The following is a 15,596-nucleotide window of genomic DNA, read 5'->3' on the forward strand; positions in this document are numbered from 1 at the left end:
ACCGCCCGGGAGGGATCGCGGTGACCGTCGTCTTCGATCCGGGCGCGGAGGCGGCCCGTGCGACCGGCGCGATCCTCGACGACACCCTGCACGGCGGCAGCCGGGGCGTCGTCGTGGACTCGCCCCCGGGCGCGGGCAAGTCGACGCTGGTGGTCCGGGCGGCCCTGGAGCTGGCCGCCGCCGGGCACCCGCTGATGGTGATCGCGCAGACGAACGCCCAGGTCGACGACCTGGTCGTACGGCTCGCGGAGAAGGACCCCGAGCTGCCGGTGGGGCGGCTGCACAGCAGCGACTCCGACCCGTACGACAAGGTGCTGGACGGCCTCGCCAACGTCACGAAGTCGGCGAAGGCCGCCGATCTGGCCGGACTCGACGTGGTGATCTCGACGGCCGCGAAGTGGGCGCACGTGAAGAACGTGGAGCCGTGGGGGCACGCGATCGTCGACGAGGCGTACCAGATGCGCTCGGACGCGCTGCTGGCCGTGGCCGGGCTGTTCGAACGAGCGCTGTTCGTCGGGGACCCGGGTCAGCTGGACCCGTTCTCGATCGTGGGCGCGGACCAGTGGGCGGGGCTCAGCTACGACCCCTCCGCGAGTGCGGTGTCCACGCTGCTCGCCCACAATCCGGAGCTGCCGCAGCACCGGCTGCCGGTGTCGTGGCGGCTCCCGGCCTCGGCGGCTCCGCTGGTGTCGGACGCGTTCTACCCGTACACGCCGTTCCGCAGCGGTACGGACCACGGGGACCGGAAGCTCTCCTTCGGGGTGGCGTCGGACGGGTCGGGGCCCGACCGGGTGCTGGACGAGGCGGCGGAGTCCGGGTGGGGGCTGCTGGAGCTGCCCGCCCGGCACACCCCGCGCACGGACCCCGAGGCGGTACGGGCGGTGGCCCTGGTGGTCCGGCGGCTGCTGGACCGGGGCGGCGTCGCCACCAGCGAGCGGGCGGACGAGCCGGTGCCGGTGACGGCGGACCGGGTGGCGGTCGGCACGGCCCACCGGGACCAGGCGGCGGCGGTGCGGACCGCGCTCGCGGAGCTGGGCGTCACGGGGGTCGCGGTGGACACGGCGAACCGGCTCCAGGGCCGCGAGTTCGACGTCACGGTGGTGCTGCACCCGTTGTCGGGCCGCCCCGACGCCACGGCCTTCCACCTGGAGACGGGCCGCCTGTGCGTGCTGGCGTCCCGGCACCGCCACGCCTGCGTCGTGGTGTGCCGGGAAGGGGTGGCGGACCTGCTGGACGAGCACCCGTCCACGGAGCCGGTCCAGCTGGGCGTCACGGTGAAGTTCCCCGACGGCTGGGAGGCCAACCACGCGGTGCTGGCCCATCTCGCGGAGCACCGGGTGCGCTGGAGGCCGTAAAGGTGTCCGGCCGGCGGAGCTCAAGGCCTGGGGCCCCCTTGCGCGGGGTTGGACAATGGAGGGTGGCCGTCCTGGCCGCGCGAGGGAGGAACAGCACATGACAGAGTCCGAGCGGAACGAACGGCAGCGGCTGCGCCCCGCGCCGCTGCTCTTCGAGCCGTCTCAGGCCACGGCGGATCCGGAGCACTTCTTCGACCTGGAGTCGCTGGAGGACCCCCGTGAGCTGCTGGCCCGGGCGACGGAGCTGACGCAGGCCTTCCGGGCGGCGACGGACCGGTCGGTGGAGTTCCAGGCGATGGCGGCGGCGCAGCTCGCCGACCCGCGCCGGTTCGACCGGCTGACCGCTGCGGACGTCGCGGAGCGTGCGGAGTGGACCGAGGACTACGCGAAGAAGATGATCGAGTTCGGCCGCTCCCTGCTGGACTCCCCGAGAGCCTGACCCCCTGGAGGGGCCCGGAGCCTGCGGACGGGAAAGGCCCAGGCCCCTGGGTTCTGCGGAGGTCTGCGGGACCGATGTGGTCGGGGGGGGCGGCCGGGGCAGGTGCTGCGCCGTCAGGCCGGGGGTCAGGTCCCGTGGCATATTCCGGCGGGCAAGATACCCCTCCCGCTCCTCGTCTGTCCCGGTTTCCGGCAACTCTCGGAATCAGTTCCGTCACTCCCGGTAGACCTTGCTTCATGAGCGCATGGCTGAAAGACACAACGACCCTGCAGGCCGGTGCCGCCGTCGCGCACCACGGCGTCGACATCTTCGCCCTGCTGCGGGACCAGTCCGGATCCCAGGCCGCCCAGGTCACGGCGGCCGGCGCCGCCTGGCTGGCCGGGGCCGCCCCCTACCCCCGCAGCACGCTCGCCCAGTGGGAGGAGCACCCCACGGCCCCCGGGGTGCTGCCCTGCGGTTCCGCTTTCGACGTGGTGAACGTACCGGCGCTGTTCGGGCGGCGGATGCTGGAGCGGCTCTGGGCGGAGGGGCCCGGCTCCGGTCCGGTCGCCACGCACCGGGGCCGGATGCTGCTGTTCGCGGCCCCCGGAACGGCCCAGCGGCTGCCCTCGCTGCTCGCCTGGGAGGAGTGGGGAAGCGGCGGTTCCCAGAGGCCCGCAGACCCCGGGGATGCGCGCGGCCCGGTGCCGCCCCTGCTCTGTCACGGCACCGGGGACGCCGTGACCGTACCGCCGCTGACTTGCGCGTCGTCGGAGGGCGGGCCGCGCTGGGTGGTCGCCCCCGACACCCGTAACCCCTGGCTGCCGGGTCCCGATGTGCTGCTCTGGGCGTGTGTGCGGGTGAGCCGGTCCACCTCCTCGCGGGCCGGCTCGATGTCGATTTTTCCTCGGGCGGATCAGGGTGCTAATGTCTACGACGTCACCAGGCGCCGTTAGCTCAGTTGGTTAGAGCAGCTGACTCTTAATCAGCGGGTCCGGGGTTCGAGTCCCTGACGGCGCACAGACAGGAGAAGCCCCCCGTGGAAGCGGGGGGCTTCTCCGTGTGCGGGGGCCGGCGGGAAGGCTTCAGACACCGGCGGTGATCCGGACGGTCCAGGAGCCGGACGGGGTACGGTCGGCGACCTCGATACGGGTGGCGTCGCCCGGGACGGTGAAGGTCTCGCCGACTCCCAGCGGGGCGTCGGCCAGCGGCGGGTAGACCGAGCGGTCCCAGCAGGCCCCCGTCTCCGGGTGGGTGTCGACGACCTCGACGGGTCCGCCGCCGGAGGCCGTCTCGCTGCGGACGCGGTAGATCAGGATGCCCTCGGCGCAGGTGTCCCGGTCGTTGCCGGTGGCGCCGCGGGCCTCGATGGCCAGGGCGCTGTCGGTGCCGGTACGGACGACGGCGAGCCGGGTCCCGATCGAGCCGCCGGGCACCGGGGCGGCGGCGACCGGTTCCAGGGTGAGGTCGGCCGAGCCCTGGACGCAGACGACCTGCCGGCCGCCGAGCCAGCCGAGCTTCCACTTGTGCCAGCCGAACAGGTCGGGGGCGAGGCCGAACTGGCTGCCCATGACGTCCCAGTCGCCGACGTACGTGTCCCAGTCGCCCTTGCCGTCGGTGGGCCGGTGGTAGAGGTCGGCGAGGTCGAAGACGTGCCCGGTCTCGTGGGCGAGGACGTTGCGGTCGGGCGGGTGCTGCTCGAAGACCGTGACGACGCGCCGGATGTCATGGTCGTCGGCGCGCAACGGCCGGTCGAAGTTGACGACTTTCGTGGCGTCGGAGTCGACGCCCGGGGCGTCCGGGTCGGCCACCAGGTAGACGACGTCGTACCGGGAGAAGTCCACGTCGTCGTCGGCGGCGGCGATGGCGTCCCGCAGATAGGCGGTGCGCCGCTCGGCGTTCCAGTCCCGCTCTATGCCGTACCAGGTGGAGTCGCGCGGCATCTGCGTCCAGCTCCGCTGCGGGTGCGGGCGCAGGGTGAACCGGCCGTAGCTGGCGCGCTCGAAGAAGCGGGTGGTGGCGGGGAAGTGGTCGGCGGTGAGCACCTCGGGGGTGAGGACCGGCTCGGAGTCCGGGAAGGACAGGAAGATCATGACCGCGTCGAGGCCCTGACCGGGGCGCGGGTAGGCCGCGTTCCAGGTGTCCAGGCCGAGCGAGTGGTGGGCCGCCGTCCGGGGCAGGGCGCACGGGGCGGCGTCGCCCGTGGCGGCCACGGCGGGGCCCGCGACGAGCGACATGGCGGCGAGCGCCAGGAGGGAGGTGGCGGCTGCGGCCAGACTGCGCAGGGGCGGCCGTTCCGCTCCCCCGGGTCCGCGACGGGACGGCACATCGACCTCCGGGTGGGGAAACACGGTCCATCCCGTCCACCCTGTGCCGCTTCACCACGCCACGCCCTGTTGTGCTGCCCCACACGGGTCAGCGGCCAAAATCGCCCCCCACACCTTCACGGAACGTCACCGCCAGTCAGTCCAGTCGTCCGATGCAACAGATCCGCGCAGAAACGACCAGGACCGGGCAAAGCGGAACGCCTGCTCCCGATCACTTCCGGCCGCGCACGGTGGCCCGGACCGAATGGTGAGCTGGAACGGCCGAGGCGGCACCCTCTATGCTTCACCACGCTTTCCCGCGTGGAACGGGCCCCTTCACGGGACCACCACCCGGTGGCCAGTCCGACCCCACCAGTTCACAACGACCTTCACAGCGGGAGCGAGCGGTGAGCGGAACCTCCGAAGGGCCGAGGGCCTCGGCAGGCACGGCCCCGGGCGCGCCCGCCCCGCCGGTCACGGAGCGTCATACGACGGCCCCGGCCGCGAGCGGTCCCACCCCGGCCGATTCCGCCCGGGTCGCTTCCGCCGGGAGCGACCCCGCCGCGAGCGGCCCCCGTTCCGTCGCCTCCGAGCTGCGCGACTACCGGGCCGCGTTCAACGCCGCCACGCTCCCCATGGGCGTCGTCGACGGCCGGGGCCATGTCGTGCGGGCCAACGAGGCGCTCGGCGGGCTGCTGGGAACCCCTGCGGCGGCCCTCGCCGGGCGGCAGGCGTGCGAGCTGCTCGACCTCGCCGGCGACGACCGCACCTGGCACGCGTACCGCGAGGTCCTTCTCGGCCGCCGGTCCCGGTTCCGCTGCACGCGCCGGCTCAAGCACCCCGACGGGCGCTCCCTGTGGGCCGAGATCACCGTCGTACCGATGACGGGAGCCTCGGCTGCGGAGTCCGCCCGGGTGCTCCTGACGGTCGCGGACGTCAGCGACCGGCGGGAGCTCCAGGAGCGCCTGCGCCATCTCCAGATGCACGACCCGGTGACCCGGCTGCCCAACCGGACGCTGTTCTTCGAACGCCTCGCCTCGGCCCTGGAGACCCCGCCGTACCAGGACGACTCCCTGCCGTCGCGGCAGCACGCCCGGATCGGCCTCTGCTACCTGGATCTGGACGGCTTCAAGGCGATCAACGACACCTTGGGCCACCGCACCGGGGACCGGCTGCTGGCCGCCGTCGCCGCGCGGCTCACCGACTGCGCCGAGAACGACGCCTCCCGCAACGCCGGGAGCAGCCGGCTGGTGGCGCGCCTGGGCGGCGACGAGTTCGCGATCCTGGTCGAGGACTCGGTCGGCACCCAGGAGCTGACCGACCTGGCCCACTCGGTCCTCGCCGCGCTCCAGCAGCCGTTCGACCTGGCAGGCCAGCGGCTCTCGGTCTCCGCGTCGATCGGCGTGGTCGAGCGGGCCGCCGCGGGCACCTCGCCCACCGGTCTGATGCAGGCCGCCGACACCACGCTGTACTGGGCGAAGGCGGACGGGCGGGCCCGCTGGACCCTGTTCGACCCCGAGCGCAACGCCCACCGCATGACCCGCCAGTCCCTCTCCTCGACGCTCCGGCCCGCCGTCGAGCGCGGCGAGTTCACGCTGGAGTACCAGCCGCTGGTCGGGATGGCCGACGGGGTGCTGCGCGGGGTCGAGGCGCTGGTGCGCTGGAACCACCCGCAATTCGGCGTACTGCCGCCGAATCGGTTCGTCCAGATCGCCGAGGAGGACGGTTCGATCGTCCAGCTCGGCCGGTGGGTGCTGCGCACCGCGTGCCGGCAGGCGCGGCGCTGGCAACTGGACCACCCGGACGAGCCGCCGCTGTTCATCAGCGTCAACGTCGCCGTACGACAGGTCTGGGACTCCGACCTGGTGGCCGATGTGGCGCAGATCCTGGCCGAGACCGAACTCGCCCCCGGGCTGCTCCAGCTGGAGCTGACCGAGTCGGCGGTGATGGGCTCCGGCGGTCGCCCGCTGAGAGCTCTCCAGGCCCTGAGCGACATGGGCGTACGGATCGCCATCGACGATTTCGGGACGGGTTATTCGAACCTCGCCTACCTCAGCCGGCTGCCCGTCTCCGTACTGAAGCTGGACGGTGCGTTCGTGAAGGGCTTCCGGTACGAGGACGGTACGCATCCGAGCCCCGCCGACGAGACGATCGTGGAGGCCATGGTGCAGCTGGCGCACCGCCTGGGCCTGACCGTCACCGCGGAGTGCGTGGAGACGGCCGGGCAGGCGGAGCGGCTGCGGCGGATCGGCTGCGACACGGGGCAGGGGTGGCTGTACTCGCGGGCCGTGGCGCCGGAGCAGATCGCCGGGCTGATCGGGTCCCGGCCGCTGGAGGGCTGACGCCCCGGGGGCGGCCGGGAGCCTCGGCCCGGCGCGGGCCGACCGGAGCCGCCACCGCGCCCTCGGGTGACCGGGGCCCGTGGGACGAGGGCCCTACGAGGCGTTCGGCAGTCCGTACGCGTCCGCGATCAGGCCGTAGCTCCGCAGCCGCGCGTCCCCGCCGTGCGCGTTGGCGGTGATCATCAGCTCGTCGGCGCCGGTGCGCTTGGCCAGGTCGTCCAGGCCGGTGCGGACCTCGCCGGCGGTACCGTGGATGACGTTGGCGAGCCAGCCGTCGACGAACTCCCGCTCCATCGGGGAGAAGTCGTACGCCTCCGCCTCCTCCGGGCTCGGGATCAGCCCGGGGCGGCCGGTGCGCAGCCGGACCATGGACAGGGCACCGGTCAGCACCTGGCGACGGGCCTCGCGCTCGTCGTCGGCGGCCAGCGCCGAGACCCCGATCAGGGCGTACGGGGCGTCCAGCACGGCGGAGGGCCGGAAGGAATCGCGGTACAGGTCGAGCGCCGGGATGGTGTTCTGCGCCGAGAAGTGGTGCGCGAAGGCGAACGGCAGCCCCAGCGTCCCGGCCAGCCGCGCACTGAAGCCGGAGGAGCCCAGCAGCCAGACGGGCGGCCGGTGTGCGGACTGCACCCCACCGGGGGAGGTCGCCTGGACCGGGCCCGGAACGGCGTGGATCCGGCTGTACGGGTGCCCGTCCGGGAAGTCGTCGTCCAGGAAGCGGATCAGCTCCATGAGCTGCTGGGGAAAGTCGTCGGCCCCCTCGTTGAGCCGGTCGCTGCGGCGCAGGGCCGCCGCCGTCGCGCCGTCCGTGCCCGGCGCCCGGCCGAGGCCGAGGTCGATCCGGCCCGGGGCCATCGCCTCCAGGGTGCCGAACTGCTCGGCGATCACCAGCGGGGCGTGGTTGGGCAGCATCACCCCGCCGGAACCGAGGCGGATGCGCTCGGTGTGGGCGGCGATGTGCGCGAGGATCACGGCCGGGGAGGACGAGGCGACCCCGGGCATGGAGTGGTGCTCGGCGACCCAGAAGCGGTGGAAGCCGCGGCTCTCGGTGAGCTTCGCGATCTCCACACTCGTGCGCAGGGCCTCGGTCGCGGTGCGGCCCTGCCCCACCGTGACCAGGTCGAGGACGGAGAGCGGAACGGCGGCCGTCCCGGCTGCGGCGGCCCGGATCCCGTCGCCGTCGGCCGCTCGGCCGCTCCCCGCGCCGCTGGTCTCGTCGCCTCGGATGTCGTCCACGTGTCGGCCTCTCCCGGTGCTGCTGTCGTACGTCTGCGTATCGGAGGGACAACAGGAGGGCGGCTCCGCTTTATTCCCGGCGGGTCGCCGCGCGCTACTCCCGCACCTCGATGCCCTTCGGCTCCAGCTGCCGCAGCACCGGCTCACGGCTGGCGAACAGGGTGCCGAGCGTGGGCGCCCACGTCCGGCGGTCGGCGAGGCGCAGTCCCTCCCAGACCGTGACCTGGTTGGCGGTGAGCACGGGCTTGCCGAGCAGTTCCTCCAGCTCGGGGATGTACGCGGTGGTGTGCAGGGAGGTGTCCGGGACCAGCACCACCTCGGCGTCCGGCTGGTCCGCCTCCCGCACCAGCCGCTTCACCTCGTCCGGGCCCCAGGTGCCGGCCTCGGCCGACGAACCGGCGCCGCCGGACACGGCGGCCACCACCTCGATGCCCGCCGATGCCAGGAACGCGGCGAAGAGCCCGGTGACATCGTCCGGGTAGGGCGCGGCGACGGCGACCCGGCGGGCGCCCAGCTCCCGTACCGCGTGGCCGAAGCCGATGGAGGTGCTGGAGGCGGGGAGCCCGGCCGCCCTGGCGAGCGTGGCGATCTGCTCGTGGGCGCCTTCCCAGCCCTGCCCGAAGCTGCCGCCACTGGAGGCCCAGATCAGCGCCTCGGCCCCGGCGAGGCGCAGTTCCTCGACGCCCTCGGCGATCCGGTCGGGGGCACCCTGCTCGCGCAGCGCGTCGGCGCGGTAGACGTCCTCGCCGGTCTCGGTGGAGAACAGGGGCAGCCGGATGTCGGTGTCGAGCAGGATCTCGGTCCGTGGGAAGTCGTCCTCGGCGGCGTGGCCCGGGTAGAGAAGTCCTACGGTCGTCATGTCCACCCTTCCTGTAGGTCGACGGCTCGCCGCGCGGCGGGCGATCCCCTCGCGGGGTCGCGGCGGCCCACCGGACGCTCCGGCGGCCGTGACCGCGCGACTGGTCACTCTTGCCCCGACTTGTTCCCAGTATTCCCCCGGGTGGTCGCCGGGGCGCGCGGCCGGGCGTCGTTGACGCGGCGGTGAGCTGCTGCGAGCGTGGGCGGTCGATCTTGTCCGTTCCGTCGCGGAGGGCCGACCACCCATGCCGGATCCCGTCCTGCTCGTCCTCGACGCCGCTCCCTCGCCCCGGCTCGGCCGGCTGACCGGCAGGGTGGATGTGCGGTACGCGGACGCCGCCACGCTCGCCGAGCGGCTTCCGGCCGCCGATGTGCTGCTGGTGTGGGATTTCGCGTCGGACGCCGTACGGGACGCCTGGCCGGGTCCGGGGCGGCGGCCGCGCTGGGTGCACACGGCGAGCGCGGGCGTGGACCGGCTGCTCTGCCCGGAGCTGGTCGCCTCCGACACCGTCCTGACCAACGCGCGGGGCGTCTTCGAGCGTCCGATCGCGGAGTACGTGGCGGGACTGGTGCTGGCGATGGCCAAGGACCTCCCCGGCACCCTGGAGCTGCAACGGGAGCGGCGCTGGCACCACCGCGAGGGGCGGCAGGTGGCCGGTTCACGGGCGGTGGTCGTCGGCGCGGGCCCCATCGGCCGGGAGATCACCCGGCTGCTGCACGGCCTGGGGGTCACGGTGGCCCTGGTGGGGCGGACCGCCCGGCGCACCATCCACGGGGCGGCGGATCTGGACCGGCTGGCGGCGCGGGCGGACTGGGTGATCGCGGCGGCCCCGCTGACCGATGCGACGCGCGGGATGTTCGACTCCCGCTTCTTCGGCCTGCTCCAGCCGTCGGCGCACTTCATCAACGTGGGGCGCGGGGCGAGCGTGGTCCAGGCCGACCTGGTGGACGCGCTGAACCGCCGCTGGTTCACGGGCGCGGCGCTCGATGTGTTCGAGGACGAACCGCTGGGGGCGGACAGCCCGTTGTGGGACGTACCGGGGCTGCTGGTCTCGCCGCACCTGAGCGGGGACACGGCGGGGTGGCGCGACCGGCTGGGTGAGCAGTTCGTCGCGCTGTACGAACGCTGGTCGCGGGGCGAGCCGTTGCCCAACGTCGTCGACAAGAAGCGCGGTTACGTCCCCTCCACCGACCTCGACACGCCCGGCGAGCCCGGCGAGCCCGGCGAACACGGCGCCGGCTGACAACAGAAGTGACTGACGTGGAGTCATGAATTCTCCGTGACGGGGGAACACGCCCCGCGCACCCCTGGTCGCGCTCCGCCCCCTCCGGGCACGGGAAGGTCACCTTCCGGCCACTGTTGGGTTACATGCCTCCGGCTACCCGCATAGACGTACGGGATCGGGCAGGCGCTCACCCTGTCCGGACTGTTCGACCTCCAGGAGATTGCGAACCATGGCTGAATTCCCGAACCTGTCCCGCCGGGGTTTCCTCAACGGAACGGCGGCCGTGGGCGGCCTCCTCGTCGTGCCCGGCCTCCTCACCGCGTGCAGCAAGACCGACTCCGGCTCCGCGACCGGCGAGGGCGCCCTGGAGAAGCTCCGCAAGCAGGGATTCGTACGGGTGGCGTACGCCAACGAGGCACCGTACGGCTACCTGGAGGGCAAGGAGCTGAAGGGCGAGGCCCCGACGCTGCACCGCGAGATCTTCCGGGCGCTCGGGGTGGACGAGCTGAAGCCGACGCTCTCCGAGTGGGACGGGCTGATCCCAGGACTCCAGGCCGGGAAGTACGACGTGGTCAGCGCGGGCATGGCCATCACCCCGGAGCGCTGCGGCAACGCGATCTTCTCCGAGCCGGAGTTCATCTCGCCGACCGCGCTGATGGTGCAGAAGGGCAACCCGAAGAAGCTCACCGACCTGGCCTCCGCGAAGGAGGCGGGGGTCACCGTCGGTGTGATGTCCGGTGCGGTCGAGGGGAGTTACGCCAAGGGTGCGGGCATCTCCGAGGACAGGATCAAGACGCTGCAGAAGCCGCAGGACGGGGCCGACGCCGTCAAGGGCGGCCGGATCGACGCGTTCCTGCTCACCGGGATCTCGCTGCGCTGGCTGGCGAAGACCAACCCGGACACCGAGGTCACCGAGGCGTTCGTGCCGGAGCTGGACGGCAAGGAGCAGTTCTCCCCCGGCGGGGCGGTGTTCCGCAAGGGCAACGAGGATCTGCGGGACTCCTTCAACCGCGAGCTGAAGAAGATCGTCTCCGACCGCTCGCGCTATGTGCAGCTGCTGGAGCCGTACGGGTTCGGGGAGACGGAGATCCCGCCCGCCGACCTGAGGACGGCGGATCTGTGCAAGGGCTGACGGGGCGGGCGCGCGCGCATGAGTGACTTCTTCTCCCTCCTCGTCGAGGAGTTCCCCCGCGTCCGGTCGGGTCTGTGGGTGACGCTCCAGGCCACGGTCCTGGGCGCGCTGCTGGCCGGGGTGCTGGCGTTCGCGCTCGGCCTGATGGCGGGCAGCCGACTGCTTCTGGCGCGCGGGGTCTCCCGGGTGGTCGTGGAGTTCTTCCGGGGCACCTCCCTCTACATCCAGTTGTTCTGGCTCTACTACGCGATGCCGCTGGTGACCGGCTACGAACTCACCCCCGTCATCTGCGGGGTGGTCGCGTTCGGCCTCAACTTCGGTGCGTACGGAGCCGAAGTGGTGCGAGGCGCGATCAACTCCGTGCCGCGCGGGCAGTACGAGGCGGCGATCGCGCTCAACCTCAGCCCGGCCAGGCGGCTGTGGAAGGTGATCCTGCCGCAGGCGTGGGTGCAGATGATCCCGAGCTTCACCAACCTGCTGATCCAGTTGCTCAAGGCGACGCCGCTGCTGTGGCTGATCTCCGCCGCCGATCTGATGACGGTGGTCCAGCAGCTGCGCGACCGTACCGGTGAGACGCTCACCGCCTATCTGACCCTGCTGGCCGCCTACTTCGTGCTGGCGTACGCCCTGACGATGCTCATGAATCTGCTGGAGCGGAGCGCCAAGCGGCGGCTCGGCCTGGACACCGGCGCGAAGAGCCTGTTCAAGAGCCGCAGCGCGGCCACGACCGCCGTGGGAGGTACCCGGTGAACGGCTTCGACTGGAACGCCGTCGGGGAGTCCCTGCCCCTGCTGCTGGAGGGATTCCGGGTCACCCTGCTCGCGACCGTCCTCGGCACCCTGGTGGCGGCCGTGCTGGGGCTGGTCGTCGCGATGGCGGGGCGGGCGCCAAGCAGGCTCGTGACCGTCCCGGTGCGCCTCGTCACGGAGTTCGTCCGCTCCACCCCGCTGCTGGTGCAACTGGTCGGTGCATCGGCCCTGTTCAACACGGTGGAGCCGCTGTACACCGGCATCGCGGTGCTGGGGATCCACTACGCCGCGTACACCTCCGAGGTCTACCGGGCCGGGATCGACAGCGTGCCGAAGGGCCAGTGGGAGGCGTGCCGCGCGCTGTCGCTGTCGCCCCGGCGCACCTGGCAGGCCGTGATCCTGCCGCAGGCGGTGCGCAATGTGCTGCCCGCACTCGGGAACTACGCGATCTCGATGTTCAAGGAGACGCCGTTCCTCGCCGTGATCACGGTGCAGGAGATGGTCTTCGAGGCCCGGAAGTACGGGGCCGACCACTTCGCGTACACCGAGGTGTTCACCCTCGCCGGCCTGATCTTCCTGGTCGCGAGCTACCCCACGTCGCTGTTGATGAGAAAGCTGGAGAAGCGTCTTGGCCACTGAACCCCTCCCCCTGCAGAAGACGGATTCGCCCGGGCCGGCCGCCGCTCCCGAGGAGGCCGTCCCCGCCTCGGCCCGTACGGGCGAGCCGCTGGTCCGGTTCGACAAGGTGGTCAAGCGCTACGGCGACCATGTGGTCCTGGACGAGCTGGACTTCACCGTGGACCGCGGCGAGCACGTCACCCTGATCGGGCCCAGCGGCTCGGGCAAAACCACGATCCTGCGGCTGCTGATGACGCTGGAGAAGGTCAGCGGCGGGGTGATCTGGGTCGACGGCGCCCCGCTGACCCACCTACGCAGCCCGGACGGCTCGCTGAAGCCGGCGGGCGAGAAGCAGCTGCGCGAGTCCCGGAAGAAGATCGGGATGGTCTTCCAGCAGTTCAACCTCTTCCCGAACATGAAGGTGATCGAGAACATCACGGAGGCCCCGGTCAGCGTGCTCGGCAAGAGCCGCGAGGAGGCGGAGACCCGGGCCCGGGAGCTGCTGGACCTGGTCGGGCTCTCGGCGAAGGTCGACGCCCATCCCTCCCAGCTCTCCGGCGGCCAGCAGCAGCGGGTGGCGATCGCGCGGGCGCTGGCCATGGAGCCGGAGATCCTGCTGCTCGACGAGGTGACCTCCGCGCTCGACCCGGAGCTGGTGGCCGGGGTGCTGGAGCTGCTCGGCGACATCGCCCGCAACACCGACATCACCATGCTCTGCGTGACCCACGAGATGAACTTCGCCCGGGACGTCTCGGAGAAGGTCCTGATGTTCGACGCGGGACGGGTCGTGGAATCCGGATCCCCGGAAAAAATCTTCTCGGATCCCTCACACGAACGTACGCGCGAGTTCCTCAACGCGGTGCTGTGACCTCGCCGTTGATGCGCTGCTCATGGCAGTGGCATATGCCAGACGGGTGCGCCCCAGATGACAGCTCCGGGGCGCCCCTACTGACTCGTCAACTGCCGCCCCGCGGGGGCCTTCCGGCGGCTATCGTGGGGCGAAAGCTTGCGGTCACAACCTGGTAGGGGGACACCGTGGCGTTGAAGCCCGAGCCGACGGCGCCGTTCCACTCGGTGCAGTACGCCCTGCGCGTGCTCGAATCGGTCTCCAAACACGGCAACGGTGTGACCGATGCCCAGATCTCCCGGGAGACCGGGCTGCCGACCGGCCACCTCGCCTCCCTCCTCCTCACACTGCGCCGCGAGGGGTATGTGGAGCAGGTCAGCGACGGCGCGTACGTCATCGGCGCGTCCCTTCTGCTGCTCGGCTCCGGGGCGGCCCGCCGCAGGGCCCTGGAGGACCGCCTCCAGCTCACCCTGTCCGAGCTGCGCGACTCCGTCGGCGCGGCCGTCTATCTCAGCCGGTATACGGACGGCGAGGTCAGTGTGACGCAGGTCGCGGACGGACCGCTCACCCCCGCGGTCAACGAGTGGGTGGACTTCCGCTCCTCGGCGCACGCCAGCGCGGTCGGCAAGTGCCTGCTGGCCCAGCTCGACCACGACGGGCGGCGCGACCACATCTCCCGGCACCGGACGGCCCGGCTCACCTCGCGGACGATCACCGACGAGAAGATCCTCTTCTCCCAGCTGGACGCCCAGTCCGCCACGGTCCCGGTGCTGGATCTCCAGGAGTACGCGGTGGGCACCGTCTGCGCGGCCGTTCCGCTGACGGCAGGCTCCGCCGCGGGCTGCCTCGCCCTGTCGCTGCCGATCGAGGACGCGCACCGGCTGCGGTCGGCGGCCGAGACGCTGAGCCGCCGGGCGGCGCCGGTGCTGCTGTCGCTGGCGCTGTAGCGCCCCGGGGCCCGGGCGGGGGTGGTCACCAGCACCCCTCGGGACCAGGTATTATTTTCGAGTCAGCAGGCGCCGTTAGCTCAGTTGGTTAGAGCAGCTGACTCTTAATCAGCGGGTCCGGGGTTCGAGTCCCTGACGGCGCACGGCACGCAGTGGCGGTCTCCTTCACGGAGGCCGCCACTTCGCTTTTCCGGGGTGTGGCCCACAGGGCCGTCCCCCGCTCCGCGTACCGGGTCAGCAGGGCCGCCAGCTCCACGGCGTCCAGCGGCGCATACGTACCGTCGCCGCCCCGGCCCCACCAGACCGGGTCCGGGCAGCGGAAGCCCTCCCGGCGCAGGGCCACCCGGTGGATCTTGTTGGTCGCGGTGACCGGCATCCGGTCGAGGATCCGGACGAACCGGGGCGCCGTCTTCGTCCCCCGGGTCCGGCTGGGCGCGCAGGAACGCGGCGAAGGCCGCCGGGTCGAAGGCCGCACCCGCGGCGTCGCCGGGGCGAGCACCCGCGTAGGGCGAGCAGGGCGGCGTACGCCTCGGTGCCGGTGACCAGGACCCGTACGCCCGGCAGCTCCAGATCGACGAGGAGCGGCAGGTGGGCGCGCCCGGTGATCAGGAGAGGGGCTTCGGTGTGCAGGATGTCGCGGGCCGGCTCGGGGCCGCGCCGGGTGGGATTGATCCCCGCGACGGCGGCCCCGGCCAGGGCCGCCGCGCTGAGCCACAGCGGGAACTCGGGGGTGTTGTCGAGCAGGACGCCGAAGTGCGGTTCGCCGCCGCGCGGCAGCAGATCCGCGAGGAGCGCCGCCGTGCGGCGGCGCCCTCGACCACCTGGTGATGACTGAGCACGGTGGGGCCGTGCTTCAGGGCGGGCCGGTGGTCACCCCATTGGCGTCGTACGAGCTCCGCGACGGTGCCGGTACTCCTCATGGCACCGCACGGTAACTGATTGAGCGTCAGAACTTGACGTCGGAGCAGGCGTAGAACGCGTTGGTGGTGTCCGCGACGTTCCACACGGCGAGGATGATGTGCTTGCCGGTCTTCTGGGTGGGGATCGTGCCCTGGTGGGTCAGGGTGGCCGGCGGCTGCTGGTTGCCGTAGGGCACGGTCATGAAGGGCTGCGATTCGAGCGCGGCCCGGGTGAGCGGCTTGGTGGAGTCCCAGCCGTTCTTGGTGATGTAGTAGCGGAAGTCGCTGGTGGAGTGGCGGGCGGTGAACTGCCAGCGGAAGCTGTAGCCCTGCCCGCCGGTGACCTGCGTGGCGGGCCAGTTGCCGCCTCTGGGGTCGTCGAGCTGGGCGAACTGCCCGTTGCCGCCGGAGCAGATCTTGCCGTCCGCCGGTCCTGCCGCCGGGAAGCCCTTCGGGCCCTCGACGCTCTGCGGCTCCCACTGGATGTTGCCGCAGCCGGTCACCGTGCCGTTGGCACAGAGCTTCTGACGGCTGATCGGGGAGTCCGTGTAGCCGTGGCTGCTGGCGCTGGTGGTCGCGAGCACCGAGACGCCCGCTATCGCCAGGCCGATCACGGCCGCGCTTGCCTTTTTCCGCATGGGCTGTCGCTCCTCTAGAACGTGG

Annotated in this window: 14 protein-coding genes, 2 tRNA genes and 1 pseudogene; 12 read left to right on the forward strand and 5 right to left on the reverse strand. The window is 72.1% G+C overall.

The window, feature by feature from the left end; translation table 11 throughout:
* Window positions 1-20 precede the first annotated feature (20 nt).
* The 4 genes from RNL97_RS11415 (at window position 21) to RNL97_RS11430 (ending at window position 2,793) form a co-directional block, all read left to right on the forward strand.
* Window positions 21-1,355, forward strand: coding sequence for an AAA domain-containing protein (locus tag RNL97_RS11415; protein WP_030591558.1), 1,335 nt, complete (start codon window positions 21-23; stop codon window positions 1,353-1,355).
* Window positions 1,356-1,452: 97 nt separating this feature from the next.
* Window positions 1,453-1,794, forward strand: a complete 342-nt coding sequence (locus tag RNL97_RS11420) for a hypothetical protein (RefSeq protein WP_010062808.1) — start codon at window positions 1,453-1,455, stop codon at window positions 1,792-1,794.
* Window positions 1,795-2,030: 236 nt separating this feature from the next.
* The gene (locus RNL97_RS11425; protein ID WP_030591565.1) at window positions 2,031-2,729 is read left to right on the forward strand and encodes a bifunctional DNA primase/polymerase; all 699 of its coding nucleotides are present in this window, start codon (window positions 2,031-2,033) and stop codon (window positions 2,727-2,729) included.
* Window positions 2,720-2,793, forward strand: a tRNA-Lys gene (locus tag RNL97_RS11430). Before RNL97_RS11425 ends, RNL97_RS11430 begins: the two co-directional genes overlap by 10 nt.
* Before the next feature lie 65 nt (window positions 2,794-2,858).
* Here the strand turns inward: RNL97_RS11430 and RNL97_RS11435 are convergent.
* Window positions 2,859-4,100 carry a M6 family metalloprotease domain-containing protein gene (locus RNL97_RS11435; protein ID WP_030591568.1) on the reverse strand — a complete coding sequence of 414 codons (1,242 nt, stop codon included), beginning with the start codon at window positions 4,098-4,100 and terminating at the stop codon, window positions 2,859-2,861.
* Between the two features lie 386 nt (window positions 4,101-4,486).
* Here RNL97_RS11435 and RNL97_RS11440 point away from each other — a divergent pair, with 386 nt between their 5' ends.
* On the forward strand, window positions 4,487-6,421 hold the full coding sequence (locus tag RNL97_RS11440; protein ID WP_313750654.1) for a putative bifunctional diguanylate cyclase/phosphodiesterase: 1,935 nt from the start codon (window positions 4,487-4,489) through the stop codon (window positions 6,419-6,421).
* A 93-nt stretch (window positions 6,422-6,514) separates the two neighbouring features.
* Here the strand turns inward: RNL97_RS11440 and RNL97_RS11445 are convergent, their stop codons facing one another.
* Entirely contained in the window at window positions 6,515-7,657 is a 1,143-nt protein-coding gene (locus RNL97_RS11445; RefSeq protein WP_030591573.1) for an LLM class flavin-dependent oxidoreductase, read from the reverse strand.
* 94 nt (window positions 7,658-7,751) lie between these two features.
* Entirely contained in the window at window positions 7,752-8,516 is a 765-nt protein-coding gene (locus RNL97_RS11450) for a maleate cis-trans isomerase family protein (RefSeq protein WP_030591575.1), read from the reverse strand.
* Window positions 8,517-8,760: 244 nt separating this feature from the next.
* Between RNL97_RS11450 and RNL97_RS11455 the strand changes: the two genes are divergently transcribed.
* The 7 genes from RNL97_RS11455 (at window position 8,761) to RNL97_RS11485 (ending at window position 14,177) form a co-directional block, all read left to right on the forward strand.
* Window positions 8,761-9,759: a D-2-hydroxyacid dehydrogenase gene (locus tag RNL97_RS11455; RefSeq protein WP_243314095.1), complete on the forward strand. Its 999-nt coding sequence runs from the start codon at window positions 8,761-8,763 to the stop codon at window positions 9,757-9,759.
* Between the two features lie 211 nt (window positions 9,760-9,970).
* Window positions 9,971-10,873 (forward strand): ectoine/hydroxyectoine ABC transporter substrate-binding protein EhuB, encoded by a 903-nt coding sequence (gene ehuB / locus RNL97_RS11460; protein ID WP_313750655.1) that lies wholly within the window; start codon window positions 9,971-9,973, stop codon window positions 10,871-10,873.
* Window positions 10,874-10,891: 18 nt separating this feature from the next.
* The gene (ehuC, locus tag RNL97_RS11465) at window positions 10,892-11,623 is read left to right on the forward strand and encodes an ectoine/hydroxyectoine ABC transporter permease subunit EhuC (protein WP_313750656.1); all 732 of its coding nucleotides are present in this window, start codon (window positions 10,892-10,894) and stop codon (window positions 11,621-11,623) included.
* Window positions 11,620-12,261, forward strand: a complete 642-nt coding sequence (gene ehuD / locus RNL97_RS11470) for an ectoine/hydroxyectoine ABC transporter permease subunit EhuD (protein WP_313750657.1) — start codon at window positions 11,620-11,622, stop codon at window positions 12,259-12,261. The genes ehuC and ehuD overlap by 4 nt, the downstream gene beginning before the upstream one ends.
* On the forward strand, window positions 12,251-13,108 hold the full coding sequence (gene ehuA / locus RNL97_RS11475) for an ectoine/hydroxyectoine ABC transporter ATP-binding protein EhuA (protein ID WP_030591589.1): 858 nt from the start codon (window positions 12,251-12,253) through the stop codon (window positions 13,106-13,108). The genes ehuD and ehuA overlap by 11 nt, the downstream gene beginning before the upstream one ends.
* 167 nt (window positions 13,109-13,275) lie before the next feature.
* Window positions 13,276-14,034, forward strand: a complete 759-nt coding sequence (locus tag RNL97_RS11480) for an IclR family transcriptional regulator (protein ID WP_030591592.1) — start codon at window positions 13,276-13,278, stop codon at window positions 14,032-14,034.
* A gap of 69 nt (window positions 14,035-14,103) precedes the next feature.
* Window positions 14,104-14,177 (forward strand) — tRNA-Lys (locus RNL97_RS11485).
* Window positions 14,178-14,501: 324 nt separating this feature from the next.
* Here the strand turns inward: RNL97_RS11485 and RNL97_RS11490 are convergent.
* Both RNL97_RS11490 and RNL97_RS11495 read right to left on the reverse strand, forming a co-directional pair.
* Window positions 14,502-14,954, reverse strand: a pseudogene (locus RNL97_RS11490) (acyl-CoA synthetase); the annotation flags it as partial.
* 26 nt (window positions 14,955-14,980) lie between these two features.
* Window positions 14,981-15,571, reverse strand: coding sequence for a lytic polysaccharide monooxygenase auxiliary activity family 9 protein (locus RNL97_RS11495; RefSeq protein WP_030591599.1), 591 nt, complete (start codon window positions 15,569-15,571; stop codon window positions 14,981-14,983).
* Window positions 15,572-15,596 lie beyond the last annotated feature (25 nt).

This window comes from Streptomyces parvus (assembly GCF_032121415.1).
GTDB classification, from domain to species: domain Bacteria; phylum Actinomycetota; class Actinomycetes; order Streptomycetales; family Streptomycetaceae; genus Streptomyces; species Streptomyces globisporus_A.

Coding starts and splice junctions, on each gene's coding strand:
- RNL97_RS11420 (WP_010062808.1), top strand. CDS start 1,453: ATGACAGAGTCCGAGCGGAACGAACGGCAGCGGCTGCGCCCCGCGCCG.
- RNL97_RS11425 (WP_030591565.1), top strand. CDS start 2,031: ATGAGCGCATGGCTGAAAGACACAACGACCCTGCAGGCCGGTGCCGCC.
- RNL97_RS11450 (WP_030591575.1), bottom strand. CDS start 8,516: ATGACGACCGTAGGACTTCTCTACCCGGGCCACGCCGCCGAGGACGAC.
- RNL97_RS11455 (WP_243314095.1), top strand. CDS start 8,761: ATGCCGGATCCCGTCCTGCTCGTCCTCGACGCCGCTCCCTCGCCCCGG.
- ehuB (WP_313750655.1), top strand. CDS start 9,971: ATGGCTGAATTCCCGAACCTGTCCCGCCGGGGTTTCCTCAACGGAACG.
- ehuC (WP_313750656.1), top strand. CDS start 10,892: ATGAGTGACTTCTTCTCCCTCCTCGTCGAGGAGTTCCCCCGCGTCCGG.
- RNL97_RS11495 (WP_030591599.1), bottom strand. CDS start 15,571: ATGCGGAAAAAGGCAAGCGCGGCCGTGATCGGCCTGGCGATAGCGGGC.